The 24,951-nt window shown below is 71.2% G+C and carries 22 protein-coding genes and 1 tRNA gene; 16 read left to right on the top strand and 7 right to left on the bottom strand.

The features are described 5' to 3' along the window. Positions 1 to 34: 34 nt before the first annotated feature. The 4 genes from speB to ACFWSK_RS15930 all read left to right on the top strand — a co-directional run bounded on the left by speB (position 35) and on the right by ACFWSK_RS15930 (position 3,841). Positions 35 to 994, top strand: a complete 960-nt coding sequence (gene speB, locus ACFWSK_RS15945) for an agmatinase (RefSeq protein WP_383785662.1) — start codon at positions 35 to 37, stop codon at positions 992 to 994. Next, entirely contained in the window at positions 991 to 1,971 is a 981-nt protein-coding gene (cs1, locus tag ACFWSK_RS15940; RefSeq protein ID WP_383785660.1) for a clavaminate synthase Cs1, read from the top strand. The genes speB and cs1 overlap by 4 nt, the downstream gene beginning before the upstream one ends. Positions 1,972 to 2,085: 114 nt before the next feature. After that, a complete protein-coding gene (locus ACFWSK_RS15935) occupies positions 2,086 to 3,060 on the top strand; it encodes an RCC1 domain-containing protein (protein WP_383785657.1) in 975 nt (324 codons plus the stop codon). A 91-nt stretch (positions 3,061 to 3,151) separates the two neighbouring features. Beyond that, positions 3,152 to 3,841: a hypothetical protein gene (locus ACFWSK_RS15930; RefSeq protein WP_383785654.1), complete on the top strand. Its 690-nt coding sequence runs from the start codon at positions 3,152 to 3,154 to the stop codon at positions 3,839 to 3,841. Between the two features lie 71 nt (positions 3,842 to 3,912). Here the strand turns inward: ACFWSK_RS15930 and ACFWSK_RS15925 are convergent, their stop codons facing one another. Then, a complete protein-coding gene (locus ACFWSK_RS15925; protein WP_383785653.1) occupies positions 3,913 to 8,067 on the bottom strand; it encodes a NocE in 4,155 nt (1,384 codons plus the stop codon). Between the two features lie 405 nt (positions 8,068 to 8,472). Between ACFWSK_RS15925 and ACFWSK_RS15920 the strand changes: the two genes are divergently transcribed. Continuing rightward, entirely contained in the window at positions 8,473 to 8,667 is a 195-nt protein-coding gene (locus ACFWSK_RS15920; protein WP_383785651.1) for a hypothetical protein, read from the top strand. Positions 8,668 to 8,810: 143 nt separating this feature from the next. Then, positions 8,811 to 8,883, top strand: a tRNA-Arg gene (locus ACFWSK_RS15915). 127 nt (positions 8,884 to 9,010) lie between these two features. Here ACFWSK_RS15915 and ACFWSK_RS15910 read toward each other — a convergent pair. The 3 genes from ACFWSK_RS15910 to ACFWSK_RS15900 form a co-directional block, all read right to left on the bottom strand. Next, the gene (locus tag ACFWSK_RS15910; RefSeq protein WP_383785648.1) at positions 9,011 to 9,187 is read right to left on the bottom strand and encodes a hypothetical protein; all 177 of its coding nucleotides are present in this window, start codon (positions 9,185 to 9,187) and stop codon (positions 9,011 to 9,013) included. 200 nt (positions 9,188 to 9,387) lie between these two features. Next, on the bottom strand, positions 9,388 to 9,762 hold the full coding sequence (locus tag ACFWSK_RS15905) for a hypothetical protein (RefSeq protein ID WP_383785646.1): 375 nt from the start codon (positions 9,760 to 9,762) through the stop codon (positions 9,388 to 9,390). A gap of 223 nt (positions 9,763 to 9,985) precedes the next feature. Beyond that, positions 9,986 to 10,855: a (2Fe-2S)-binding protein gene (locus ACFWSK_RS15900; RefSeq protein WP_383785643.1), complete on the bottom strand. Its 870-nt coding sequence runs from the start codon at positions 10,853 to 10,855 to the stop codon at positions 9,986 to 9,988. Positions 10,856 to 11,018: 163 nt separating this feature from the next. Here ACFWSK_RS15900 and ACFWSK_RS15895 point away from each other — a divergent pair, with 163 nt between their 5' ends. From ACFWSK_RS15895 to ACFWSK_RS15850, 10 genes are all read left to right on the top strand, one after another. Further along, complete coding sequence (locus ACFWSK_RS15895) at positions 11,019 to 12,035, top strand: FecCD family ABC transporter permease (RefSeq protein ID WP_383785640.1); 1,017 nt, start codon at positions 11,019 to 11,021, stop codon at positions 12,033 to 12,035. Beyond that, positions 12,032 to 13,099, top strand: coding sequence for a FecCD family ABC transporter permease (locus ACFWSK_RS15890; protein WP_383785637.1), 1,068 nt, complete (start codon positions 12,032 to 12,034; stop codon positions 13,097 to 13,099). Before ACFWSK_RS15895 ends, ACFWSK_RS15890 begins: the two co-directional genes overlap by 4 nt. Next, positions 13,096 to 13,923, top strand: a complete 828-nt coding sequence (locus ACFWSK_RS15885; protein ID WP_383785634.1) for an ABC transporter ATP-binding protein — start codon at positions 13,096 to 13,098, stop codon at positions 13,921 to 13,923. Before ACFWSK_RS15890 ends, ACFWSK_RS15885 begins: the two co-directional genes overlap by 4 nt. A gap of 127 nt (positions 13,924 to 14,050) precedes the next feature. After that, positions 14,051 to 15,070 carry an ABC transporter substrate-binding protein gene (locus tag ACFWSK_RS15880; RefSeq protein ID WP_383785632.1) on the top strand — a complete coding sequence of 340 codons (1,020 nt, stop codon included), beginning with the start codon at positions 14,051 to 14,053 and terminating at the stop codon, positions 15,068 to 15,070. Positions 15,071 to 15,166: 96 nt separating this feature from the next. Continuing rightward, positions 15,167 to 16,354: an acetyl-CoA carboxylase biotin carboxylase subunit family protein gene (locus tag ACFWSK_RS15875; RefSeq protein WP_383785630.1), complete on the top strand. Its 1,188-nt coding sequence runs from the start codon at positions 15,167 to 15,169 to the stop codon at positions 16,352 to 16,354. Further along, a complete protein-coding gene (locus tag ACFWSK_RS15870) occupies positions 16,351 to 18,126 on the top strand; it encodes an IucA/IucC family protein (protein WP_383785627.1) in 1,776 nt (591 codons plus the stop codon). Before ACFWSK_RS15875 ends, ACFWSK_RS15870 begins: the two co-directional genes overlap by 4 nt. Positions 18,127 to 18,132: 6 nt before the next feature. Next, the gene (locus ACFWSK_RS15865) at positions 18,133 to 19,431 is read left to right on the top strand and encodes an MFS transporter (protein ID WP_383785625.1); all 1,299 of its coding nucleotides are present in this window, start codon (positions 18,133 to 18,135) and stop codon (positions 19,429 to 19,431) included. After that, positions 19,431 to 21,191 carry an IucA/IucC family protein gene (locus ACFWSK_RS15860; protein WP_383785622.1) on the top strand — a complete coding sequence of 587 codons (1,761 nt, stop codon included), beginning with the start codon at positions 19,431 to 19,433 and terminating at the stop codon, positions 21,189 to 21,191. The genes ACFWSK_RS15865 and ACFWSK_RS15860 overlap by 1 nt, the downstream gene beginning before the upstream one ends. After that, a complete protein-coding gene (locus ACFWSK_RS15855) occupies positions 21,188 to 22,390 on the top strand; it encodes a type III PLP-dependent enzyme (protein WP_383785619.1) in 1,203 nt (400 codons plus the stop codon). Before ACFWSK_RS15860 ends, ACFWSK_RS15855 begins: the two co-directional genes overlap by 4 nt. A gap of 80 nt (positions 22,391 to 22,470) precedes the next feature. Continuing rightward, positions 22,471 to 23,268 carry a helix-turn-helix domain-containing protein gene (locus ACFWSK_RS15850; protein ID WP_383785615.1) on the top strand — a complete coding sequence of 266 codons (798 nt, stop codon included), beginning with the start codon at positions 22,471 to 22,473 and terminating at the stop codon, positions 23,266 to 23,268. On the opposite strand, the gene ACFWSK_RS15845 is transcribed toward ACFWSK_RS15850, so the two are convergent. From ACFWSK_RS15845 to ACFWSK_RS15835, 3 genes are all read right to left on the bottom strand, one after another. Next, on the bottom strand, positions 23,258 to 23,671 hold the full coding sequence (locus ACFWSK_RS15845) for a hypothetical protein (RefSeq protein ID WP_383785613.1): 414 nt from the start codon (positions 23,669 to 23,671) through the stop codon (positions 23,258 to 23,260). The two genes, ACFWSK_RS15850 and ACFWSK_RS15845, sit on opposite strands and share 11 nt — an antisense overlap. Before the next feature lie 147 nt (positions 23,672 to 23,818). Continuing rightward, on the bottom strand, positions 23,819 to 24,100 hold the full coding sequence (locus ACFWSK_RS15840) for a helix-turn-helix domain-containing protein (protein WP_383785610.1): 282 nt from the start codon (positions 24,098 to 24,100) through the stop codon (positions 23,819 to 23,821). Then, positions 24,100 to 24,597, bottom strand: a complete 498-nt coding sequence (locus ACFWSK_RS15835; protein WP_383785607.1) for a DUF2975 domain-containing protein — start codon at positions 24,595 to 24,597, stop codon at positions 24,100 to 24,102. Before ACFWSK_RS15835 ends, ACFWSK_RS15840 begins: the two co-directional genes overlap by 1 nt. Between the last annotated feature and the right edge of the window lie 354 nt (positions 24,598 to 24,951).

Here is a 24,951-nt window from a genome sequence, read left to right as displayed (position 1 = left end):
GGTCACCGGCCGGCTCCGGAAGGGGAGTGAACCAGTGCAGCGCATCGATTCGCATGTCTCGCCCCGTTACGCACAGATCCCCACCTTCATGCGGCTCCCGCACGACACCGAGCCGAGCGGTTACGACGTGGTGGTCATCGGCGCCCCCTACGACGGCGGCACCAGCTACCGTCCGGGCGCCCGCTTCGGCCCGCGCGCCATCCGCAACGAGTCGGGGCTCATCCACGGTGTCGGTATCGACCGGGGTCCGGGGACCTTCGACCTCATCCGCTGCGCGGACGCCGGGGACATCGACCTGACGCCGTTCAACATGCACATCGCCATGGAGACGGCTGAGCAGCACCTCAAGGCGGTGCTGGCGGACAACGCGGCGTTCCTGATGCTCGGCGGCGACCACTCGCTGACCCTGGCCGCCCTGCGGGCGGTCGCGGACCAGCACGGTCCGGTCGCGGTGGTGCATCTGGACGCGCACTCCGACACCAACCCGGCTTTCTACGGCGGCGAGTTCCATCACGGGACCCCGTTCCGCCACGCCATCGACGAGAAGATCATCGACCCGTCGGCGATGGTCCAGATCGGCATCCGCGGCCACAACCCGAAGCCGGACTCGCTCGACTACGCCCGCGGGCACGGTGTCCGGGTCGTGACGGCCGACGAGTTCGCCGACCACCCCGTGGCCAGGACCGCCGACCTCATCCGCGAGCGGGTCGGCAAGCGCCCCGTGTACGTCTCGGTGGACATCGACGTACTCGACCCGGCGTTCGCCCCGGGCACCGGCACCCCTGCGCCGGGAGGACTGACCTCCCGCGAGGTCCTCGCGCTGCTGCGCTGCATCGGGGACCTCAAACCGGTCGGCTTCGACGTCATGGAGGTCTCCCCGCTCTACGACCACGCGGGGATCACCTCCGTCCTGGCCACCGAGATCGGCGCGGAACTGCTCTACCAGTACGCCCGCGCCCATCGCCCCAGAAGCGAAGGAGACAACGCACCATGACCGATCCGATCATCGACTGCACACGTGACGGCGATCAGCTCCGCGCACTCGCCGCGCAGCTGCCGAAGGTCCCGCGCGCCGATCTGTACACCTTCCTGGACACCGCGAAGCAGCACGCGGTGGAGCTGCCCGAGCACCTGGGCGCCGCACTCGACGCGTTCAACGCCAACGGCAACGAGGACGGCTACCTGCTGCTGCGCGGACTGCCGGTGGACCAGGGCGACGCCCTGCCCCCGACCCCGAGCAGCACGCCCGCCCCGGTGGACCGTGGGCTGCTGTCCATGGAGGCGATGCTCGCCCTCGTCGGACGCAGACTCGGACTCCACACGGGCTACCAGGAGCTCCGCTCGGGCACCGTCTACCACGACGTGTATCCGTCGCCCGGCGCCCACCACCTGTCGTCGGAGACCTCCGAGACGCTGCTGGAGTTCCACACGGAGATGGCGTACCACGTCCTCCAGCCCAACTACGTGATGCTCGCCTGCTCCCGCGCCGACCACGAGCGCAAGGCCAAGACCCTCGTCGGCTCGGTCCGCAAGGCACTGCCCCTGCTCTCGGACGAGGTGCGCGCGCACCTCTTCGACCGCAGGATGCCGTGCTGCGTGGATGTGGCCTTCCGCGGCGGGGTGGAGGACCCGGGAGCGATCGCCCAGGTCAAGCCGCTCTACGGCGACGAGAAGGACCCGCTGCTGGGGTACGACCGCGAGCTCCTCGCCCCCGAGGACCCCGCGGACAAGGAAGCCGTGGCGGCGCTGTCCGCGGCTCTCGACGAGGTGACCGAGGAAGTCAGCCTGATTCCCGGTGACGTACTCATCATCGACAACTTCCGTACCACGCACGCCCGTACGCCGTTCTCTCCGCGGTGGGACGGCAAGGACCGGTGGCTGCACCGCGTCTACATCCGCACCGACCGCAACGGCCAGCTCTCCGGCGGCGAGCGGGCGGGCGACGTGATCTCCTTCAGCCCCCGCCGCTGACCGTACCCCCCACGGGATGGGCCGGCCCCCATCCAGGGGGCCGGCCTTCGCCACTTCCTGACTCCCCTGGAACTCCGCATCACCACGCATCTCTTCGAACTCCAAGGAACCGATATGCCGAGCACTTCGCAGAACCGCACCCGCTCTCCGCTGCGCCTGGCGGCAGCTGTCGGGGCGGGCCTGCTGATCACCCTGGGCGCCGCACCGGTCCACGCGACGGCCGGGAGCGCCGCCGCGACCGGGACCGTCCTGGCCTGGACGGCCGGCGAGAACAACTGGGGCGAGGCCACCGTTCCCGTCGAGGCGCAGTCGGGGGTCTCCGCCATCGACGCGGGCGACTACCACAGCCTCGCGATCAAGAACGGCAAGGTGCTCATGTGGGGCACCTGGGTCTGCTGGCAGGTCACCGACTGCACGACGAACAAGATCTACGTCCCCACCGAGGCCCAGTCCGGCGTGACCGCCGTCGCGGGCGGCTACGACCACAGCCTCGCGCTCAAAGGCGGCAAGGTCATCGCCTGGGGCAGCAACGCCCGCGGCCAGCTGAACGTCCCGGTCGAGGCCCAGTCCGGTGTGACGTCCATCGCCGCCAGCGGCGACCGGAGCCTGGCACTGAAGAACGGCAAGGTCATCGCCTGGGGCGGCTCGAATATTGGGGGCGACCTCAATGTGCCGGTGGAGGCCCAGTCCGGAGTGACCGCGATATCCGCCGGGAGCTTCCACAATCTGGCGGTCAAGAACGGCAAGGTCATCGCCTGGGGCGGTGACAACTACGCCGGTCAGAACACCGTCCCCACGGCGGCCACCACCGGGGTGACCGCTGTCGCGGCAGGGTACTCGCAGAGCCTGGCACTCAAGAACGGCCAGGTCATCGCCTGGGGCGACAGCGACCACGTCGCCGTGCCGACCGCGGCCCAGTCGGGCGTGACAGCCATCGCCGCCGCCCTGTCCCACAGCCTCGCGCTGAAGAACGGCAAGGTCATCGCCTGGGGCGGCACCGCTCCCGGAGCCAACTCCGTTCCGACCGCGGCCACTTCGGGCGTGACCGCGATCACCACCGGATCGAACCACAGCCTGGCGCTCAAGTAGCGGACACCCCCACCCCGGACCCAGGGCGGCGGACCGGCCACGGACCGGTCCGCCGCCCTGTCGTGTCCCGGCCCCGTAGGAGACTCGAACCATGACTTCACGCTTACGCCGCCGGTCCGGCCAGGCCGCGTCCCTGCTGTTCGCGTTCCTGCTCGCCGGGGTCGGCGCCTGCTCCGGCGGCCCGGGGCAGAGCAAGCTCAAGGGGATCGCCACCTCGGACGAGGTCCGGCAGAAGCGGGAGCGCGCCGAACGCGAACTGCGGGCCCGGGCCGAGGAGATCGGCGCGGCGTCCCCGTGGGGGCCGGCCCTGCGTACCACCGTGGTGGACACGTGCAGGCGGGGCGGCGGCAAGAATTACCTCGACCCGCATGGTCCGAAGCAGCCGGCCATGGCCTGCGCAATGCGACTGCACATGTACTTCGTCGTGGACCGTCCAGTACCTCAGGTGCTGCGGGAACTCCAGCCCATGAAGACCCCCACCGTCTGGTACGAGGGCTCGGTCAGTTCCGCCCTGCGCTACTACGAGGAGAAGACCTACGAGAGCCCGCACGCCTACCGGCCGAGCATCGGAAGCCTCAAGGGAGGGGAGCACTTGTACTGGGACGTGCCCGGCGACAACGAGAACCTGAAGGCCCCGGAGCCGTGTGCCACCAGCAGGACGATCTACAGCCGCTGCACCTCGGAGCCCGCCGATGTCACCCTGACCGACCTCCGGAAGCGCGGGGGCACGTTGTTCGAATGGACGCTGAACGCGGTCTACCACACCGTGCCGGGCAAGTAGCCGCACGGAGAATGCCGGGAGGCCGGCCGTGAACATCCCCGGCCGGCCTCCCTCCAGCTACTGAGCCTGGACTACACCCAGCCGTCGATCGTCCACTCCATGGCGTCCGCGTACAGCCGGGCGCCCCCGATCTTCGGGTGGAAGGACTGCGCGGAGAGGCCGTAGTCCCGCAGGATCGGCCAGTCCTTGACCGTGTTGTCGCTGTCGGTCAGGGTCTTGACCATGCCGTGAATGCTCTCCGGGTCACCGCACACTCCCTTGCCTTCGAAGTTGACCGTGGGGTCGGAGAACCGTGCGTCGATGCCCCTGCCCCGGGCGAGCAGCGCGGCGTCCTTCATCTCGCTGGTGAGGTGCGCGGCGATGAAGTTGAGCCAGTCGTTGGACTCCTTGGAGAGTCCGAGCGGGCCGAGCCGCAGACAGCCGGCGTCACCGGAGATCAGCTTCGGGTAGCCCATGAGCATGATCTTGGCGTTGGGCGCCTTGGCATGGATCCGGTCGATGGCGGCGCCGATGTCCGTCTTCACCACCTGGGTGATCAGCAGAGGCAGCGCCTCCTGCATCTCGCGTCCCTGGTACGGGCCGTCCCTGTTGGTCTCGATCGTGCCGTCACCGTCGACGTCCCGGTCGATCTTCGGCTCGTGCGACTCGAACGCCTTCGTCTCGCAACTGCCCGATCCGAACGAGATCAGGCACTTCTGGATGACGTCGGCGAAGCGGGAGTCGTTACCGCCGATGGAGATCGTGACCAGGCTCGTGTTCTGGTCCAGATACCCCTTGTCGATCTGCGGCAGCTCGCCGTTCTCCGGGTGCTTCAGGATGTTGTACGTCCGCGCACCCGAGCAGGCGATCAGGTGGTAGTCCATGCCCGCGTTCCAGCTGTCCGCCATCTCACCGACGGACGAGAACGCCCCCGGGGTCCTGGCCTGGCGCGACCACGTCTTCTTGGAACGGTGGCAGGCGTTACGGGTCTCCTCGTTCTGCGGGTCCCGGTAGTTGGTCTCCTTGTAGTAGTCCGCGTTGCCGTCGGAGGCTCCCTCGCCCGAGGAGAAGGAGTCGCCCATGGCCACGATCTGGTGCTTCGGCTTTCCGGGCAGCTTCTGGAACGCGACGGAGTCCCAGGCCACGTCCTCCCCGTTCCCGCCGTCCTTGGTGTGGGTCGACAGGGAGACCGTGGGCGTGCCGGTGAAGCGGAAGACTCCGAGGCTCACCCAGCGGTTCTCACGGGTGCGCTGCGGCACCACGCGTACCGGCGACTCGGAGTCCGTACCGCCCACGACGTAGGCCGCCTGGCGGGTGTGCGCTCCATGGTCGGGCATGTGGACCAGAACCCTGGACCAGCCGATGGCCGACTCGCCCAGCGTCCACTTTCCGGTGGTGAACAGCCGGCTGCCGTCCGCCGTGGTCTTGTCCCTGGTGTGGGAGAACCAGAAGTGGTTGTCGTCGCCCGCCCCGATCTGGTGCAGGTCCATCTTTCCTGGATACGTGCCGTTCCACCCGGCGAAGGTGAACTCGAACGTCCCCGCCGACGCGGACTGACCGCAGGTTCTGCTCGCACTGCCCGCCGGCTGCACGCCGCGCGGAATGTCCTCGACGATCTGGACCCCGAGCGGCAGGCCGCCCAGGCCGCACTGCGGCGGATACGAGTTCGCGTCCGGTTGCTCGACGTAGGTGTCGTTGAACCGATGGACGGCGTTGCCGCACATCGCGAGGAGGGTGCAGTCCTTCCACTCCACCGAGGTGTTCCACCAACAGTGCAGCCAGTGCGGGTTGGTGTCCTTGTTCCCCTCGTCGAGGGTGCAGGCGCCCTGGCCGGGGTCGTTGGAGTCGCCGTCACCGATACGGCCCGGGTAGCAGTCGTTGTTCTCCATGGTGCAGAACAGGTCGATCGGCGGCTTGGCCATCGAGCGGTATCCGTTGTTGGTCCACCAGGCAGGGCGGTAGCCGGCCTGGATGTCACCGGGGCCGAACAGCGCGGCGATGGGCCGGGCGGCCCAGCCGATGACCTTCTCCTGGTACGGCCAGTGCTGCGGGTTCGCGGCGTGCGAGTAGTCGTCCCCGCCCTCCGAGTTCTCCAGGAACGGGGTGCGGTTGTACTTCCAGATGGGGTTGGCCGGGTTGTTGGTGAAGCCGACGCCCCAGTGGTCGTCGCCGCCCGCGGGGTCGCCACCCTTCTCGTAGAAGCCCGAGTTGTAGGCCCACAGCGCGAAGAACCAGTTCTCGATGTAGCGCGGGTGGCCGTTGTTGACGGTCAGCCCGGTCTTCGCGGTCTGGTTCCACTTCTCGATGAGGATGTTGGCACCGGCGGCGATGTTCGCCGTGTAGTCCAGCGCGACGGCCTCCTGCTGCGTCTTGCTCAGCTTGATGCCCTGGTCGGCGAGGCGCATGCCGTCGGTGACCTGGGAGATGCCGTAACCGCAGTCCGCGTCGGCCCAGTTGATGAGCCAGGGGTCCGTCTGCTCCCCGTCGGGGGCGTAGTCGACCCCGTAGAAGTTCCCGATCAGGGAATTCGCGGTGACGCCCGGGACGGCGAAGCGGGTGGCCTGCCACATGTTGGATTCCTGCGCGGTGATGCCGAGCAGGACCTGCGACGGGATGTGCCAGTCGTCGGTGCGGTCCGGTACGCCGTTGGTGTCCCCGTACATCAGGTCCAGCGGGAACAGGGACTGCGGCTGGTAGGCCGCCATGCCCGTGTTCTTCCAGTTGGACGCGCGGGAGACGTGCTTGTTGAGCGTACCGGCGACCGTCTGGTTCACCGCCCACTCCACCTGGCGCGGAGTCGGCTGGAACGCCTGCTTGCGTACGTCGTTGCGCGGCACGGCGCAGGTGCGCTCGGCCTCGACCGGGTCGGTGGGAGAGCCGGCCAGCACCGTGGCGCCCGAAGCGGCGGAAGCGCTCGACGACTTGGCGGTCTTCGCGGCCTTCCCGCCCCCGGGCAGCGCGGGCGACGTGGCGGTCCCCGCGGCGCGCTCCTTCACGCCTCCGAGCGGCTTGCCGCCCGGCAGCGCCTCCAGCTCCGCCGTCTTACCGGTGTCGAGCACGCGCAGCCCGGTCCGGACCGTACGGGCTTCGCCCTCGGCCTCGGCCCGCAGAGGCGCCTTCTTCCCCGCGGCCCAGGCGGTGACCACGGCTGCCTCGCCGCGGGTGGAGATCCGGGCGTCCTTGGCCAGGTCGCCCCGGTTCTTGACGCTGCCGGGCAGGGTGCCCTGCGTCTTGGCCTCGCCCGTGACGTACACGGTGCCGTCCGCGGACGACGCCAGGTCCCAGTCCGTCAGCCCGCCGCGGACCAGCGTGGCCGGCTCGGCGCCGCCGCTCCTGATCTGCTGGGCGCTCACCCGCCGGGCCCGGCTGTCGCCCTCGTCGGTCTTCTTCTTCGCGGAGCCGGGTATCCGCTCGATGAACGTGACACCGCCGTCGCCGTCGGCCCGGAGCTGGAAGGGGATGCTGCCCGTGCGGGCGATCGTCTTCTTGCCGCCGTCCTTGCCGATCCTGACCAGCCGCGCGCCGTCGGCCGCCACGACGCCCTGCGCCGTCGGCACCGCGGAGGTCAGCTGGCCGTCGAACAGCACCGGCTTCGCGGCCTTGCCCCGGGCGAGGTCGACGGAGACCAGGCGGGTTCCGGACTGCTTGTCACCGTCGTGCGAGAGCTGGGTGAAGACGGCGTTCTCACCCACCCCGCAACCGGGTGAGAAGTACGCCAGTGCCGCCTGGTGCGGAAGCTTGGTGACCTTCCCCGATTCCAGGTCCACGACGGCGGTGAACGCCCCGCGCACCATCAGCTCGGGCTTGTTCGTGAACGTGCGGGGCGCGTAGGCCACCGCCGCCAGCTTCCCGGACTCCGAGACGCACGCGTTCCCGATCCAGGCGTCGGCCTCGAAGCCGGGCTCCGACAGGGAGGCGGCGGTCTTCCACTCGTACCCCTTGGCCGCGTCGGCCACGAGCAGGTGGAAGCCCTCGGCGTCCCCGGTGGTGGTCCACGCCACGTCCTTGGAAGCGGCGTATCCCTTGCCCTGCACGGCGGCGCGCCGCTCGGGGGAAATGGCGGCGGCCGGCTTCTCGCCGTCCTTCGCGGCCTTGTCCGCCTGGCCGGCCGACCAGCCCTGGGCAGCGCCGTCCGGAATCTTGGGATCCACGGCGCCGGCCTGCGAGGGCAGGGTCGCCAGGAGCGCGACCGCGGTCGCCACGACCACCGCCCCCCGTGCCCGCCGTTGTCTGATACTTCGTTTCAAGGTGCGTTCCTACTCTGCTCGGCGAGAGCCGGAGCACACCCCGATCGGGGCCCCGGCCGGCGGCACACGAGGGCCGCCACAGGCCAGTGCACACCTGCGGCCTCTCTCCCAACTCTCCCTGGCTTCGCACCCGTTACGCGCTACGGAGCCGGAGAACCGCTTCCGGACATCTTTGACCCAACCCCGCAGGCGATCACGGCAGAAATCGGCCTGTTGATCATGAGCAGGTCAATTTCTTCCCCACATCTCTCCACTGTCACAGGGCAAATCGGGGACGGGGGAAGGCACTTCACATGCCCTCAAGACACACGCCCGCCACTGGGCTTCGGTCGTCGCGTTCACGGCCTGCGCCCTGCTCACGGCCCCGAACCGCACCGTGGTCGACATGACGGCTGGGGCACCCGTGTGCAGCTCCAGTACCGGGACTCGTCCGGTGTCTGGCACAACACCGGCGGCGCGTGCTTCGACGACACCACCACCACGGGCGCGCCCCTCTGCGACCTGAGCGTCGCGGAAGGCACGCCGGTCCGGGTGCACATCTGGGCATCCAGGGACGGCGTGACCCGGGCGGGCGAGTACGGCAACGTCGTCGACCCCTGACCACGACCGCACAAGGAGGAGCCCCCATGCGAAGGCACCGGCACGCCGTACACCGGCAGCCCGGCGGCCGGCACAGCCGGCCGGGCCCGCGCCCCCGCCTGCGGGCCGGGACGCACCCGCTACACTTACGGCGACAGATCCCCGCCTTCGTAGCTCAGGGGATAGAGCACCGCTCTCCTAAAGCGGGTGTCGCAGGTTCGAATCCTGCCGGGGGCACAGCATCAAGGGCCAGTTCGGAGGCTTGATCCTCTCGAACTGGCCCTTTCGCGTGATCACCCACGTGCCACACGCGTGCCACTACGTCCCGGCACCGTGCTGTCTCCGGATCATTGCTCCCAGCCGGTCATTTGCGGCGGATCAGCTCGTCATCGACGACCGTGTTCATGATGGCGCGGAGGATCTGGTCTTCCCACTGGCCGCGCGAGACGTCCGCCTCGATGTGCGTCAGCGCGGCTTCCGCGTCAGTCCTGGTCGCGTAGGTCTGCTCGCCGGTTCCCCTTCTTGTTCGCCAGCAAGGCACCCGGCTGCGCCCGCGCTCCTGCCTTCAAGTCGTGTCGTGCCCTTCCCGTGCCCGTACGGCCGGGAAACAGCGGGGAACAGCGGTCGCTGGCTGACAGCGCTCACAGGAACGGCCCCCGACCAAGTTTGCTGGTCAGGGGCCTTTCACGTGCGGTGGGTGTGGGATTTGAACCCACGGTCACATCGCCGCGACGACGGTTTTCAAGATCGCTGTCGGGTTGAGTCATCCCTTGTTTTCACGGAGGCGATCACGGCGGAAGCGACGCCGGTCACGACGAGGCTCCCCACCATGATCATCCCCACGCCGACCATGAACAGACCGCTGGAGTCGTCCGACCAGTCGTAATAGGCGGCAACGGTCAGGCCGGCTGGGACGCCGAGCACGGCGCCTGCGAGGTAGCGCCGGGACGCCGCCCAGTACACCGGCGCCAGCAGAGTCAGCGCCAGCCCGATCACCTGCCACGCCTCGTACGGGCCGGTCTCCGAACCATCAGGTTGCACGTCACGGTGCTGGTCCCAGCCCAGCCAGGCAGCCCACACCGCTAGCGTCATCACAGCCAGCACGAGGATCGCCATCAGCTGGGGAACGAGTTTCGAAGGTCGTTGTGGCATGGCTCAAGCGTTCCGGCTCACCCTGGAACCGACCAGAGTCCAAGTACTCACCTCTGCTTGAGTAGTTCGGCCACGGATCACGAGCTCGCCGTGCCACAACCGCGCCAGATCGGGACTCGCGGGCCGGGTTTGCGGATGCTGCGTAGCGTCATTCGCAACGTGGAATCCGCAATCGGCCACGCCGCCCTCAAGGGACCGGGAGCGGGTCGCCCTCCAGTCTGCGCAGGCGTTCCTTGTCGCAGGTGCGGGGGCAGGTGATGCATGCCTCCGCGGGACGGATCGTGTAGTAGAGGCAGCAGCCGAGCCGGGTGCGCGTCGGGTGCGACGTGCCGTCCCGGGTCGTCAGCCGGCGGAAGGCGGCGCCGGCCGGGAACGGGGTGAGGGGGCCGGGCAGGAGTGCCTCCGTGGCCCGTAGCGCCTCCTCCTCCTGGCCGAGCATGCGGCCGAGGTACCAGATCGCGGAGATGAGGTCGTCGCCGACCATGCCCCACAAGGCCCTCGGTCCCCGGCGGAGTTGGGGTGCGATCGCGGTCAGCAGGGGGCCCACGTGGTCGGCGACCGCGGTGCGGAGTTCGGTGCGCAGGCTCTCCTCGTCCGCCAGGACCCGGACGCCGGGGAGCGCCGCGGCCGGGTCGTCGGGGAGGCAGGAGAACGTTCCGGGAGTGATGTGCAACACGCCAGTGGTCAAGTCGAGTTGTACGTCCTCGGGGCGGACCCGCGGCACGCGGCGGTCCAGGTGCCAGGCGCCGCCCATCAGCAGGCAGACCGACCAGAGGTAGTCGTGCAGGGCGCGGGACGCGGCCACGTGGGGCCGGGGGTCGTGGTCGTGGCGGGTGCGGATGCGTGCCGCTTCCGCCTCGACGAAGGCGGCGAGGTGCTGTGGGTCGCCGGCCAATTGGGCGACGGACAGCCCGGGTTGACGCGCCGCTGTGCCTTGTGGGGTGACGGAGACCCGCAGCGTCTCGCAGTGGGTGACGAGGCGCTGGTAGGTCGCGGCGAGAGGGGTCGCACTCCGCGCGGCGGAGCCGGTCGGTGGGGCGGCCGGGGCCACGGTCATCGGCACTCCTTGGACGACAACACACGGTCTTCGAAGGGTAGGTAAGGCTCACCTTAGCGGGGATCGCGCTGCTCGCGGCAACACCGCGCGGCGACCCCGTGACCAAGTCGCACCCCACAGGCGATTGACAGGATTAGGATTGCCTAACCTAAAATCTCCTCACGTGTCCAGGAAAGAGCAGGTCGCCCTTTCGGGCCCGTCATTACTGCGGATCCCTCTACTCCTCGCAGGGGCGGGGGCGTTGGCCGTCTGTGTCGCGCTGAGCCTCGCCGTGGGGTCACGCTCGATACCTCTGCCCACTGTTCTGGACGCGCTCTTCAACGACGCCCACGGACGTGACGCCATCGTGGTGACCGGACTCCGGCTCCCCCGTACGGTCGTCGCCCTCGTGGTCGGTGCCGCGCTCGGTGTGGCCGGGGCCGTGGCCCAGGGAATCACCCGTAACCCGCTCGCCTCACCGACCACGCTGGGCATCAACGCGGGTGCGGGCTTCGCCGTCGTCGTCGCGATCTACGCGCTGCACCTCACCAGGCCCGTCGAGTACGTGTGGTTCGCCTTCGCCGGGGCCGCCGCCGCCGGGCTCCTCGCGCAGGCGCTCGCCCGGCGATCGGGTGACATCGACCCCGTACGGCTGGCGCTCGGCGGTGTGGTGATCCAGATGGTGCTGCTGTCCTGGACGCAGGCCGTGATGCTGGCCAGTTCGCGCACCCTGGACGAGGCCCGCTTCTGGCTGGCCGGTTCGCTGTCCGGGCGCACCCTCGACGTGCTGTGGCCGGTCCTGCCGACCCTGGTCATCGGGCTGGTCCTCGCGCTGGCCATCACCCCGGCCCTCAACACCCTCGCACTGGGCGACGATTCGGCCCAGGCGCTCGGGGTTCCGGTGGGCCGCATTCGGCTGGCCGGCGGGATCGCGGTGGTGCTGCTCGCCGGTTCCGCGGTCGCGGTGGCCGGGCCCGTCGCCTTCATCGGGCTCGCCGCGCCCCACCTCGTACGCCTCGCCATCGGATCCGACCACCGGCTGCTGGTGCCCGGCTGTCTGATCGCGGGTCCGCTGCTGCTGCTCGCCGCCGATGTACTGGGACGGGTCGTCGTACGCCCGTCCGAGCTGGAGGTCGGCATCGTCAGCGCCTTCCTCGGTGCGCCGCTGCTCGCTGTGCTGGCCCGGAAGGTGGCCCGATGACCGACCTGGCCGTACGCGACCGCAAGAGCCTCGCGGCACCCGGGCCGAGCGGGGCCCGGGCCCGGCAGCGGCGCAGAACGCTGCTCCTCGGGTGCTGCTCCGTCGTCCTCCTGTTCGTACTGGTCACCCTCGCCGTGACCACCGGGCAGCTGCGGCTGCCCGCGTCCGTCGCGCTGCGCGCCCTGATCGGCCTCGGCGATCCGGCCGAGGTGCTCGTGGTGCAGGAGTTCCGCGCGCCCCGGATGGTCGCGGCGCTCGTCGCCGGCGTCGGACTCGGGGTGGCGGGCGCCATGCTCCAGCGGCTCTTCCGCAACCCGCTCGCCTCCCCCGATGTGATGGGGGTGACGGGCGGTGCCTCGTTCGGCGCGGTCGTCCTGCTCGCCACGGGCACCTCGCAGACCCTGATCCCGGTCGCGGCGCTCGGCGGCGGACTGCTCGCCGCACTGCTGCTCGGGGTGTTCGGCTGGCGCTCGGGGGTGTCCGTCGCCCGGCTGGTGCTGGTCGGGCTCGCAGTGCAGGCCGGTCTCGCGGCGGCCGTGAACCTCATGGTCGTACGCTTCCCCGCCGAGCTCGCCAACTCGGCGCTCCAGTGGACCACCGGCTCGCTCTACGGCCGGACGTGGACGGAGGTGTGGGCGGCCGGCGGCGCGATGGCCGTGGCGCTCGGCGCCGCCTTCGCGCTGCACCGGAAGCTGGCCGTCCTGGACCTGGGCGACGACTCGGCGGGCGGGCTCGGCCTGAACACCGATGCCGCACGGCTCCAGCTCCTCGTCACCGCCGTCACGCTGGCCTCACTGGCCGCCGCCCTCACCGGCCCGGTCGCCTTCGTCGCGCTGGCCGTGCCCCACCTGGTGCGGTTCGTCGCCGGGCCGCCGACCGCGGGGACGCTGGTCCTCACCGGTCTGGGCGGTGCCGTACTGCTGCTCGCCGCCGACCTCGTGGTGCAGCACCTGCTGCCCGTGAGCGGGCTGCCGGTCGGGGTGGTCACCGCCACGCTCGGCGCCCCCTGGCTCCTCGTCCTGATGATCCGCCAGAGCAGGCCCGTCAACCGGAGTGCCGCATGAGCCGACCGACCGCCACGAACCAGCTGTCCACGCACAGCCTCGACCTGCGGTACGGGGACCGTGTCGTCATCGGCGGCCTCGATCTGGCCCTGCCCGGCGGCGCGATCACCGCCATCGTCGGGCCCAACGCCTGCGGCAAATCGACCCTGTTGCGCGGGCTGACCCGGCTGCTGGCCCCGGCCGGCGGCAGCGTCGCCCTGGACGGTACCGACATCCACCGGATGTCCGCCCGGGCGCTGGCGCGCCGGATGGGCCTGCTCCCGCAGCAGCCCGTCACCCCGGACGCGATCACCGTCGAGGCCCTGGTCCGTCTCGGCCGCTATCCGCACCAGCGGCTCCTGAGCCCCTGGTCGGAGGCCGACCAGGCGGCGGTGGACGAGGCGCTGGAGCGTACCGGCACGACGTCGCTGCGCGACCAGCCGGTGGACCAGCTCTCCGGCGGTCAGCGCCAGCGCGCGTGGATCGCACTCGCTCTGGCCCAGGACACCGAACTCCTGCTCCTCGACGAGCCGACCACCTTCCTGGACCTCCGCCACCAGCTCGACGTACTCGACCTGGTCGCAGAACTGCACGCCGAGGCGGGACGCACCGTCGTGATGGTGCTGCACGACCTCGGGCAGGCCGCCCGCTACGCGGACCACCTCGTGGTCCTCAAGGACGGCGAGCTCGCCGCGGCCGGCGCACCGGCCGATGTGCTCGACGCGGAGCTGGTCAAGTCCGTGTTCGAGGTGGACTGCCGGGTGATCCCCGACCCGGAGACCGGCACCCCGCTGGTCATCCCCAAGGACAGGTCGGCACGGCACGCCGCCGCCGTTCTCGCCTAGGGCCGCGCAGAGGCCCGGGGCGCGTACGCCCACCGCAAGCCCCGGCGCCGGACGGCACCACCCGTCCGGCCCGGCCGTCAGCGCCCGCTCGACCCAACCTCCGCTCACAGCAAGGACACGAACCCTCATGACCACACGAGCTCCCCTGCACGGCACCCGCCGGCTGAGCGCCGTACTGCTCACCGTCGCCCTCGGTACCGGCACGCTCGCCGCCTGCGGCAGCGACAAGCCGGCCGACGACCCCAAGGCCGGGGCCGAGACCGCCGCGGACGCCGGTTTCCCGCGCACCATCAAGCACGCGATGGGCGAGACGAAGATCCCCGCCAAGCCGACGAAGGTCGTCGTCCTCGACACCGGCGAACTGGACGACGTCACGCTGCTCGGCATCGAGCCGGTGGGCGCGGTCTCCCCGCACATGAAGACCGAGGGCGGTTTCCCCAACTACCTCAAGGACAAGATCGGTGGCGTCAAGGACGTCGGCCCCATGGAGGAGCCGAACCTCGAACTGATCGCCTCGCTCAAGCCCGACCTGATCCTCTCCTCCAAGGTCCGCCACGAGAAGGTCTACGACAAGCTCAACGGCATCGCCCCGACCGTCTTCACGGAGACCACCGGCTCTCCGTGGAAGGAGAACCTGAAGGTCCACGCCGAGGCCCTGGGCCTGGAGAAGCAGGCGGACACGGCGATGAAGAGCTACGAGGCCAGGGCGAAGGCCCTCGGTGAGGCCATCAAGGAGAAGTACGACGGTGCGATGCCGTCCGTCTCGGTCGTCCGCTTCGTCGCCGGCCCGACGCGCCTCTACCAGAAGTCCGCGTACAGCGGCATCGTCCTCGACGACATCGGCCTGACGCGCCCCGAGTCGCAGAACTCCGACGACCCGGCGATGACGATGCTGGACGTCAGCCCCGAGCAGATCGACAAGGCCGAGGCCGACCTCGTCTTCGTCACGGTCGCCGACGAGCCCGACAAGACCCAGCAGAAGGACGTCACGTCCAACCCGGTCTGGAAGGACCTGGAGGCCGTCAAGGGCAACAAGGTCTTCACCGTCCCGGACGAGACCTGGATGTCCGGCATCGGTGTCCAGGCAGCCGGAAACATGCTCGCCGATGTGGCCGAGGCCGTCGGCGTCGAGCTGCCGAAGCAGTAGCACCGGCAGTCACCACCGGGGCGGGCCGACGGCCGCACCGCCGGCCCGCCCCCGGCGTCTCCCGCGCCCTCCCGTCGTCCTCCGGAAGTGGTCCCCATGCGGCTGTACGTTCTCGCTCTCAATCCCACCGACTCGGTCACCGAGGGCTTCCTCCCCGCGGCCCGCAGGCTCGGCCTCGGTATCACTCTGCTCACCGACCGGCCCGAGCCCCACCTGCATGCCTACCCGGACATCGAGACCCTCCCGTGCGATGTCCGGGACTTCCGTGCCGTCATCACCCGGATCTCCACGCACCACGAGCCCGCCGCCGTCTTCACCAACAGCGACCACCTCCAGACCCAGGCCGCTCTGGTCGCCGACTACTTCGGCCTGCCGGGCAAGGACTGGCGCGCCACGCTGCGCGCCAAGGACAAGGCGCAGATGCGCCGCCACCTCGCCGCGGCCGGGGCCGACTCCGTGTGGTCGGCCGAGCTGCCCGCGGGCGAGAACGCCGACGACCTGGCCGCCCGTGCCCCGTACCCCTGCGTCGTCAAACCGCGGGAGGGTGTGGCCAGCGAGGACGTGGTGCTCGTCACCGGCCCCGAGGAACTGGCGCTGCGCTGCAAGGAGATCCAGGCGCGGCGGCCGGACGCGGCGCTGGTCATCGAGGAGTACCTCGCCGGGGAGCTGTACACCCTGGAGACGCTCGGCGACGGACACGTACGCCATGTCCTGGGCGGTTTCCACACCGAGCTGTCCGCGCCCCCGCACTTCATCGAGGAGCGCATGCGGTTCCTGCCCTCGCATCCGCAGGCCGTCCTGCGGCAGGTGCTGTCCCAACTGGACGCCCTCGGCGTCGGGTTCGGCGCCTGCCACACCGAGTTCGTGGTGCGGGAGGGGCGGGCCAGGATCATCGAGGTCAACTACCGGGCGATCGGTGACCAGTGCGATCTGCTGCTGGAGCAGCTGCTCGGCATCCCGCTCTTCGACCACATCCTGCGGACACATCTGGGTGAGCCCCTGCCCGCGGACCTCGGCGCCCGTACCGACGGCCATGCCCGGATCGACTACCCGTGCGCCGAGCGCGCCGGGACGCTCACGGCGGCGCCCGACGCGGCGGACCTGCGGACCGACGGCGTCGAGCTGGCGTACCGGCCTCTGCGCCGGACCGGGGAGCGGCACGAGCTGTACCGCACCAACCGCGACTACCTCGGGGTCGTCCGCGCCACCGGCACCGACCAGGGCGCCGTCGACCGGGTGGTGGCGGACTTCCTCGCCGCGCGGCGCTGGGAGATCACGCCGTGACGGCCCCCGTCGCCACCGAGCGCGACACCGCCGAGGGCGCGCTCGTCCTGCGCGTACTCAGCGCGCTGCTGCGCGAGGACGTGGTCGGCCTCCGGACCCGCAGCACCGTCGTGGAGCGGCCGGACGGCCGCTGGCTGCGGCTGCCGGTGAAGGCTGCGGACGGTACCCCCGGAAGCGGCGAAGCGCTGTTGCTGCCCGTCGGCGACGACGGCTACCAGTGCGAGCTGGCCGCACGGCTTCCGCTGCTCCAACGGGAGTCCGACGGAGCCGGGTCACTGACGTCCGGTGCGATCCTCGCCGCGCTCGCGCAGCTCGCCGACCCCGCCGACCGGGCCGGATTCGACGCCTTCGCCGAGGAATGCCGCCAGACCCTCGCCACCGTACGGCTGCACGACGCGACCCGCGAGGAGGTCGCCGCCCGGCTCACCGACCGCTACGGCAGCAGCCCGGCCGCATGGACTGGACTGGCCGGCGGCCTGGCCCATGACACGCTCGCGGCCCGCCTCGACCACCCGGTCTACCCGACGGGACGCGGCCGGTCCGGGCTCACCGGAGAGCAACTGCGCCGTTACGCGCCCGAGTTCCACCCCCGGGTCGCCCTGCGGACACTCGCCCTGCCGCGCGATGCCGTCACCGTGCAGGGACCTGACACCTGGCTGTCACCCTCGGCGGCCGGGCTGCCCGAGCTCGAAGGCACCCATCTCGCCCTGCCCGTACACCCGTTGACCGTCGGCGCGCCGCTGCGGGAGGCGCTGCGCGCCACCGGGCTCGACCGGCGGGCCGTCCTGGCCGAGCGGGCGCACCCGGAGACCGTACCGACGCTGTCGATGCGCACCGTGGCCCTCACCGCCGATCCCGCCCTGCACCTCAAGCTGCCGCTGGCCACCGCCACCCTGGGCCTGCGCAACCGGCGCACCATCAAGCCGGGCACGCTGGTCGACGGCGCCGCCGGCCAGCGGCTGATAGAGACGGTGATCGCCCGCGAACCCCGCTTCCGCGAAACGATCCTGCACGCCGACGAGACGCGGTACGCGCACGCCGGGCACGAGCTGCTCGCGGTCCTTCGCCGCCGCTACCCGGCCGGACTCGACGATGCCGTCGTCCTGCCCATGGCGGCGCTGCTGAGCACGGCCCCCGACGGCCGGCTGGTCTCCGACCACCTCGCCGACCGCTTCTACGGCGGCCGGACGACGGCCCTCCTCGATGCCGTCCTCACCCTGCTCTTCGACTGGCAGACCACCCTATTCGGGTACGGCATCGCCCTGGAGTCCCACCAGCAGAACATCTCCCTGGTACTGGACGAACACGCGCGCCGCCCCCGCCTGCGGCTGCTGCTCAAGGACAACGACGGCCCTCGGATCAACACGGGCCGGCTGCGCGAGGCGCTGGGCGAACAAGCTCCGGATCCGGCCGAGTTCGATGACGCGCGGATCTTCGCCGACAGTGACGGCCCGGTCGTCGACCTGTTCACCACCATCACCGTCCACCTGTGCGCGGGCGCGTACGCCTTCGGGCTCGCCCGGCACGGCCGCGCCCCGCTCGACGAGCTGCTGCGGCTCGTGCGCGACCGGCTGGGCGAGGCCGTCGACCGCCTCGGGACCGGGCCGGGCGAGCCCGGGAACGTCTTGCGCCAACAGGTGTTGGACGCGGCGCGGCTGCCGGTCAAGGCGATGGTGAGCGCCGGGAGCCTGCTCACCAAGGAGCGCTCCGGCGCGGCCGACATCAACAAGCACTACACGACAGGACCCAACTACCTGCTGCCTGGGGTGTGAGCTGCGATGACGTCCGGAATCAGGACGACCACAGGGCCTGCGGACACCAGGCCGGAGTTCGGCCGCCGCCAGGTGCGTGCCGTGGCAGCCTGCTACTTCGTGGCGTCCTTCGCCGCGCTGGGCCTGCCCCCGTACCTCACCATGATCCTTCCCGAGCTCGGCGACGCCACCGCGCGCTGGGCCGGGCTGCTCTACATCGTCCCGACGGTGTTCGGCGCCCTGGGCGCACCGCTGTGGGGCCGCCTCGCCGACCGTTACGGGCGTAAACGGCTGCTGCTGCGCGCCCAACTGGGCCTGGCCGTATCGTTCCTGCTCGCCGGCTGGGCGGACTCCCTCGCCACGTTCACCGCCGCGCTAGTGCTCCAGGGCGTGCTCGGCGGTACGTTCGCCGCGTCCAACGGCTATCTCGCGGCGGCGCTGGAGGGGCCGGGGCTGTCCAGGGCGCTCACCCTGATGCAGGGGGCGGCACGCGCGGCGCTCGTCTTCGCGCCTATCGTCGTCGGCTCCCTGTCGCCCTGGGTCTCGCCACACCGCCAGTACGCGCTGCTCGCGGTGCTCCCCCTGGCGGCCGCCGTGATGCTCGCCGCACTGCCGGAACCGGGCAGGACGCCCACGGTCCCGGCGCCACCCGAGCCGTCTCCTGCACCCGAGCCGTCCCCTGCGCCCGAGCCGTCCCCGGCACTCGCGCCGGACTGCCCCCGGGCGCGGACCACGGAGCCCGCCACCCCGCTCCGGACGCTCTACGGCTACGAGTTCGCGTTCGTGTTCTCCACCGTCATCTCCTTCCCCTACCTGATCTCCCTGGTCGGGGAGCGCGTGCCCGGCATCTCCCCGGTCGTCTCCGGTGTGCTCTTCGCGCTGCCGCACCTCTTCTACCTCGTGTGCGCGATGCAGGTGCACAAGGCGTTCGAGAGGCGCCCGCGCGCCGGGATCGCCCTCGGCTTCGGCTTCATCGCCTTCGGCCTCGCCGGACACGGCGTCGCGGACACACTCGCCGCCTTCACCGCCGCACGGCTGCTGCTCGGCATCGGCCTCACGCTCGGCCTGGTCTGTCTGTCCATGCTGGCCGCCGACTGCGCCAAGGGCCGGCCGCCCGGCGGGATGTTCGGCTCCCTGGAATTCGTATCGAAGGCGGGGGCGGTCGCCGCCGGTGTCGCCGCCGCGGCCGGCAACAGCGCGTTCGGACCGGCCGCACCCCTGCTCATCGGCACCGCCGTGGCCGTGGGAGCGGCGCTGACCACCGCCCTCCCCGTCCTGGTCCGCCGCTCCCCCCGCATCCGCACCCATACCCGCTGGAGCCGTTGATGTCACTGCCCACCGGCACCGCCCGCGCACACCCCTCGACGCCGGCGGGCCTGCCCGACGCCGACCAGGCCGTGGCGCACACGCTGCTGAACTGCCTGCTCCGCGAGGTGTCGGGGCCCGAGCACCAGACGGCCGTCGACGACGGCCACCTGCTGCTGCGGCTGCCCCGGCGCGGCGTGCTGCTCCGCGTGGCCCTGCGCCGCACCTCGCTCCTGGGCGCCCACCGCTTCCGGGGCCCGGTCACCGAACAGCACGAAGGCGGCTGGAACGAGGTGAACTGGCTCCGCCTCGCCGAGTACACCCATGCCGAACTCTCACTCCGTACGGGCGTGACCAACGACGAGTTCCTCGACCAGGTCCGCTCCAGCCACGAGGGAGTCTCGGCCGCCCTCGCCGCTCCCCGGACCGCACCGGCCCCCGCGAGCGGCCCCCTCGCCACCTATCTGGCGTCGGAACAGTCCCTCCTGTTCGGCCACCGCTTCCACCCGACCCCCAAGGCACGCAGCGGCGACCCGGCCTCCTGGACCGCCTACGCCCCCGAGGCCGCCGCCTCCTTCCCGCTGCGGATGCTCGCCGTGCGGGACCACCTGATCGCCGAGGAGTCCACCGGTGCCGGGGCCACCGGCCCCCTCGACCGGCTCCACCCGGTGCCCGAGGGCTACCGTCTGCTGCCCGTGCACCCCTGGCAGTACGAGCTGCTGCACGAGCACCCCGCGCTCCGGGAACGCCTCGCCCGGGGCGACATCCTCGACCTCGGACCCGGCAGGGACCCGTTCACGGCGACGGCGTCCGTCCGCACCCTGTACGACGGCGACTCCTTCCTCAAGTTCAGCCTCAACATCCGGATCACCAACTGCCTCCGCAAGAACTCCAGTTATGAGCTCTCCGGCGCCGTGGCCCTGACCCGCGTGCTGGCACCGGCCCTCGCCGACCTGGCCACCCGCTTCCCCGGCAGCGCCATGCTCCGTGAACCCGCGTACCGCAGCCTGGCGGTACCCGGACCGGACGGGCGGCCCGACCTCGGGCTCCTGGAGGGCTTCGGCGTCATCGTCCGCGAGGGGCTGGCGGAACGGCTGCTGCCCGGTACGACCCCGCTGCTCGCGGGCGCCGTCGCCGACGAGTTCCCCACCGGCCCCGGCCACATCTCGCGCCTGCTGGACGGCGGGGGCCCGCAGGCCGCGCTCGGCTGGTGGGCGGCCTACCTCAGGCTGCTCGTGCCGCCCGTCCTGGCCGCGTACTTCGACCACGGCCTCGTACTGGAGCCGCACCTACAGAACGTCCTGGTCTGCGTCGACGGGGACGGCCTGCCCGTCCAGGTGCTCTTCCGCGATCTGGAGGGCACCAAGCTCGTCCCCGAGTTCCACGCCGGGACGCTCGCCTCGCTCCCGCAGGAGGTCGCGGACCCGCTCACGTACGACGCGCAGCGCGGCTGGGACCGTGTCGTCTACTGCCTGCTGGTCAACCACGTCTCCGAGATGCTCGCCGCCCTCGCCGACCTCCACCCGGAGACCGAGACCGCGCTCTGGGCCCAGGTGCGCACCACCCTCCAGGAGTACGCCGACGAGCACGGCTGCCCGCCCCGCCTGAGCGCCCTGCTGGCCGGTGTCCCGCTGCCCGCCAAGGCCAACCTGCTCACCCGCTGGGGACGCAAGGCCGACCGCGAGGCCGCCTATGTCCGCCTCCCCTCCCCCCTCGCCGCGGAGCTGCTCTCCGGAGCGACCCGGCCCGACTGCCTCGCCGCCCCCTGGAGCGACCGATGACGACCACGACCCCCGCGGTGCGCGCACACGCCCTGGCCCTCGCGCCGGACGAGCTGCCCGCCTACCTCTACGACCTGTCGGCCCTGCGCGCCCACGCCGCGACGGTACGGGCGGCGCTGCCCGAGCGCGTCGAGCTGTACTACGCGGCGAAGGCCAACCCGGAGCCGGAGGCCCTGGTGGCCCTGCGGCCCTACGTGGACGGTTACGAGGTCTCCTCCGGCGGCGAGCTGACCCACGTGGGCGAGGCCGTTCCCGGCCGCCCGCTGGCCTTCGGCGGTCCCGGCAAGACCCCGGCGGAGATCGCCGCGGCCCTGGACCTCGGTGTGGAGCGCTTCCACGTGGAGAGCGAGCACGAGCTGCATCTGCTGGCGCACCTCGCCGCCCTGCGGGCCCCGGACGCCCGGATCTCGGTCCTCCCGCGCTTCAACCTCCCGCTGGCAGCAGGCACGCTGGAGGGCAGCTCGCTGGCCATGGGCGGCCGCCCGACGCCCTTCGGCTTCGACCCCGACCAGGCGGACACCGTCGTGCGTATGCTCACCGACGGCACCTATCCGAACCTCGAACTGGTCGGCGTACACGCCCACTTGGCCAGTGGACTGGACGCACCCGAGCAGCTGGCCGTCGCCGAGTCCATCGTCACCTGGGCGCTCGCACTGGCCGGGCGCCACCGCATCCCGCTGCCCGAGGTGAACATCGGCGGCGGCATGAACGTCGACTACACCCGCCCCGGCGCCCGCTACGACTGGGCCACGTACGGCAAGGGCCTCGGCGCACTCACCGACGCCCACCCCGGGCTGCTGCTGCGGATCGAACCGGGCCGCGCCCTCACCGCGTACTGCGGCTGGTACGCCACCGAGGTGCTGGACGTGAAGCACAGCCACGGCGAGGAGTTCGCGGTCGTGCGCGGTGGCACCCACCATCTGCGCACCCCGGCGGCCAAGAGCCACGACCAGCCGTGTGCCGTGCTCCCCGTGGACGCCTGGCCCCACCCCTGGCCGCGTCCCGAGGCGCGACGGGACACCGTGACACTGACCGGCCAGCTCTGCACCCCGAAGGACGTGCTGTCCCGCTCCGTTCCCGCGCCGGGGCTCCGGGCGGGCGACCGGGTGGCCTTCGCCCTGACCGGCGCGTACGCCTGGAACATCTCGCACCACGACTTCCTGATGCACCCGCGGCCCGGCTTCCACTTCTTGGAGTAGAGAAGCCTTGGCGGCAGGCTCCGAACGGCTGAACGCCTCTCGGCCGCCGCGCGGAACCGGGGCCGGGCTACGGTGATTCCATGACCACAACTGTCGCGGTGGATACGGGAGTAGGGCCCCTGCTGCGCGGCTGGCGTGAACGCCGCCGCCTCAGCCAACTGGAGCTCGCACTGCGCGCGGACTCCTCGGCCCGGCACATCAGCTTCGTCGAGACGGGCCGCTCGCGCCCCAGCCAGGACATGGTCCTCCGGCTGGCGGAGCACCTGGACATTCCGGTACGGGAGCGCAACTCCCTGCTGCTGGCGGCGGGTTACGCGCCCACGTTCCCGGAGACCCCGCTCGACGACCCGGCGCTGGAGACCCTGCGCTCCGGGCTCCTGCAACTGCTCGCCGGATACGAGCCGTACCCGGCGCTCGTGGTCGACGCGACCTACGACGTGGTCGCCGCCAACAACGGTATGGCGATGATCCTGGAGGGCGTACCGGAGCGGCTGCTCACTCCCCCGCTCAACGCGATGCGCCTGACCCTCCACCCGGAGGGCCTGGCGCCGAGGATTCGCAATCTACGGGAGTGGCGCGGCCACCTCCTCGCCCAGATGGAACGGCAGATCGCCCTGGTGCGCTCGGACGCGCTGCGCGAGTTGTACGAGGAGGTGTCGGCGTATCCGGTGCGGGACGCGGGCGTCGAGCCGGCCGAACCGGTTCCGTACTTCGCGCTGCCGCTCCGGATCGAGCACGACGGGCGGGTGCTGTCGTTCATCTCGTCGATCTCGACCTTCAACACCCCCATGGATGTGACGGTGGCCGAGCTGGCGATCGAGACCTTCCTGCCCGCGGACCGGGCGACCGCCACGTACCTCCGCTCGCTCAGCGCCTGAGCCGCAGGGCCGCGAACTGCAGGGCGGCGAAGCCACCGACGGTGCCGGCCTGCATCAGTCCCCAGACCGCGCCGGCGGTGGTCGGCGTGAGCCAGAGTGCGAGTGCGGCGATGCTCGCCACCACCCAGACGACGTTCGTCTCGATCACCACACGGGTGAGGAAGCCGGAGGGCTCGCGGCGGGAGGCGAGCCAGCCGACGTCGGCGGCGAACGCGAGGAGGAAGACGCCGAGCCAGAGGAGCAGCGTCGGGTCGATGCCGAGCAGGCGGCCGAGCGGCCCGGACGCGGCCACGTAGGCGAGCCCGTTCGCCCCCGTGACCACTGCGTCGAGGGCGAGGAACCGGCGGAGCATGACGAGCGGCTCGGCGGTGCGGGCGACGGCGGAAAGGGCGGTCACGGACATCGGGAATCAGCCTCCATCGGGGACGTACACGCTGGTCGGGGCCGAATCCCGAGGCGGGGTAAGCCGCCTCGGAACCCGGTGGAACCACCATGCCGGTCGCCGGGAAACGGGTCGATTACCCCGGAGGTAATGCACCCTCGGCCCCGGTCACCCGATGACGGCGTCCCCGATCCTCCCCGCGTCCCCGTCCTCCTGGGCGCCACCGTCCCCGGCCGCGTCACCCTCCTCGGCCTCCCACCGCAGCAGGTCTCCCGGCTGGCAGTCGAGCACCTCGCAGAGCGCGGCGAGCGTCGCGAAGCGCACCGCCTTGGCACGGCCGTTCTTGAGGACCGCCAGGTTGGCCGGCGTGATCCCGACGCGCTCGGCGAGTTCACCGACGGACATCTTCCGCCGGGCCAGCATCACGTCGATGTCGACGGCGATCGGCATCAGATCACCTCGTCCAGCTCGGCCTTCATCTGCGCCGCCTCGGCATCGCGCGCGACGGCCTGCGCGAGCAGCATCCGCAGCACGAGCACGATGAGCGCCACCCCCAGGATCGCCAGCCCGACCCCGCCGAGCAGAAGGACGATGCCCGGCGCCACGGCCTCGCCGGGCGCCAGGACGACTCCGAGCGCGAACACCAGGAGGGCGGCCGCCACGAAGGCGCCGATCACGATGTGCACGAAGCGGAAGGCGGCCTCGGAGAACACCGTCCCGCGCCGCACCATCGTGACCAGCCGCCACACACAGACCAGGACTACCTGGGCCGTCAGAACCCCCAGGACGGTGATCACCAGGAACGGCACGCGCAGGTACGCGTAGTCCTCGTTCAGCCCGTCCAGATCGGCGGCCAGCAGCGGCACCATCACCGCCTCGACGAACACCGAACCGGCGAGCAGCACCACGAGCACGGCGCGCAGCGCGAGCACTGTCAGCTTTCCCATCACGTCTCCCTCGATCGACCCACGATCGAAATCTATCGAGAAACGATAGGCCCAGCAAGCGGTCAGAACTCCTGACCGGACTCCCAGCCGGACTTCCGGCCGGACTTCGGAGCGGACTTCCGGCCGGGCAGGGGCTCCGGCGATAGCCTCCCTACGGCGTCGGCGTAGTACGCCGACTCGGCGGTGTGAAAGGCCAGTTGACGGAACGTCCAGCCCGGTCCGGGAGACCGGTCGAGCTGGTCGGGCGTCAGGGAGCCGAGCCGGTTCGCCCAGATCCGGCCCAGCCTGTCGAGACGGCTGCGCGCCTCGTCCAGGTCGGCCGGGGTGAAAGGGCGAGGTCGGCCGCGGTCGTCA

Origin of the sequence: Streptomyces sp. NPDC058620 (genome assembly GCF_042717135.1) — a bacterium.
Lineage (GTDB): Bacteria > Actinomycetota > Actinomycetes > Streptomycetales > Streptomycetaceae > Streptomyces.
Note: the sequence above shows the minus strand (reverse complement) of the source record. Positions and strands in the feature narration are given on the sequence as shown.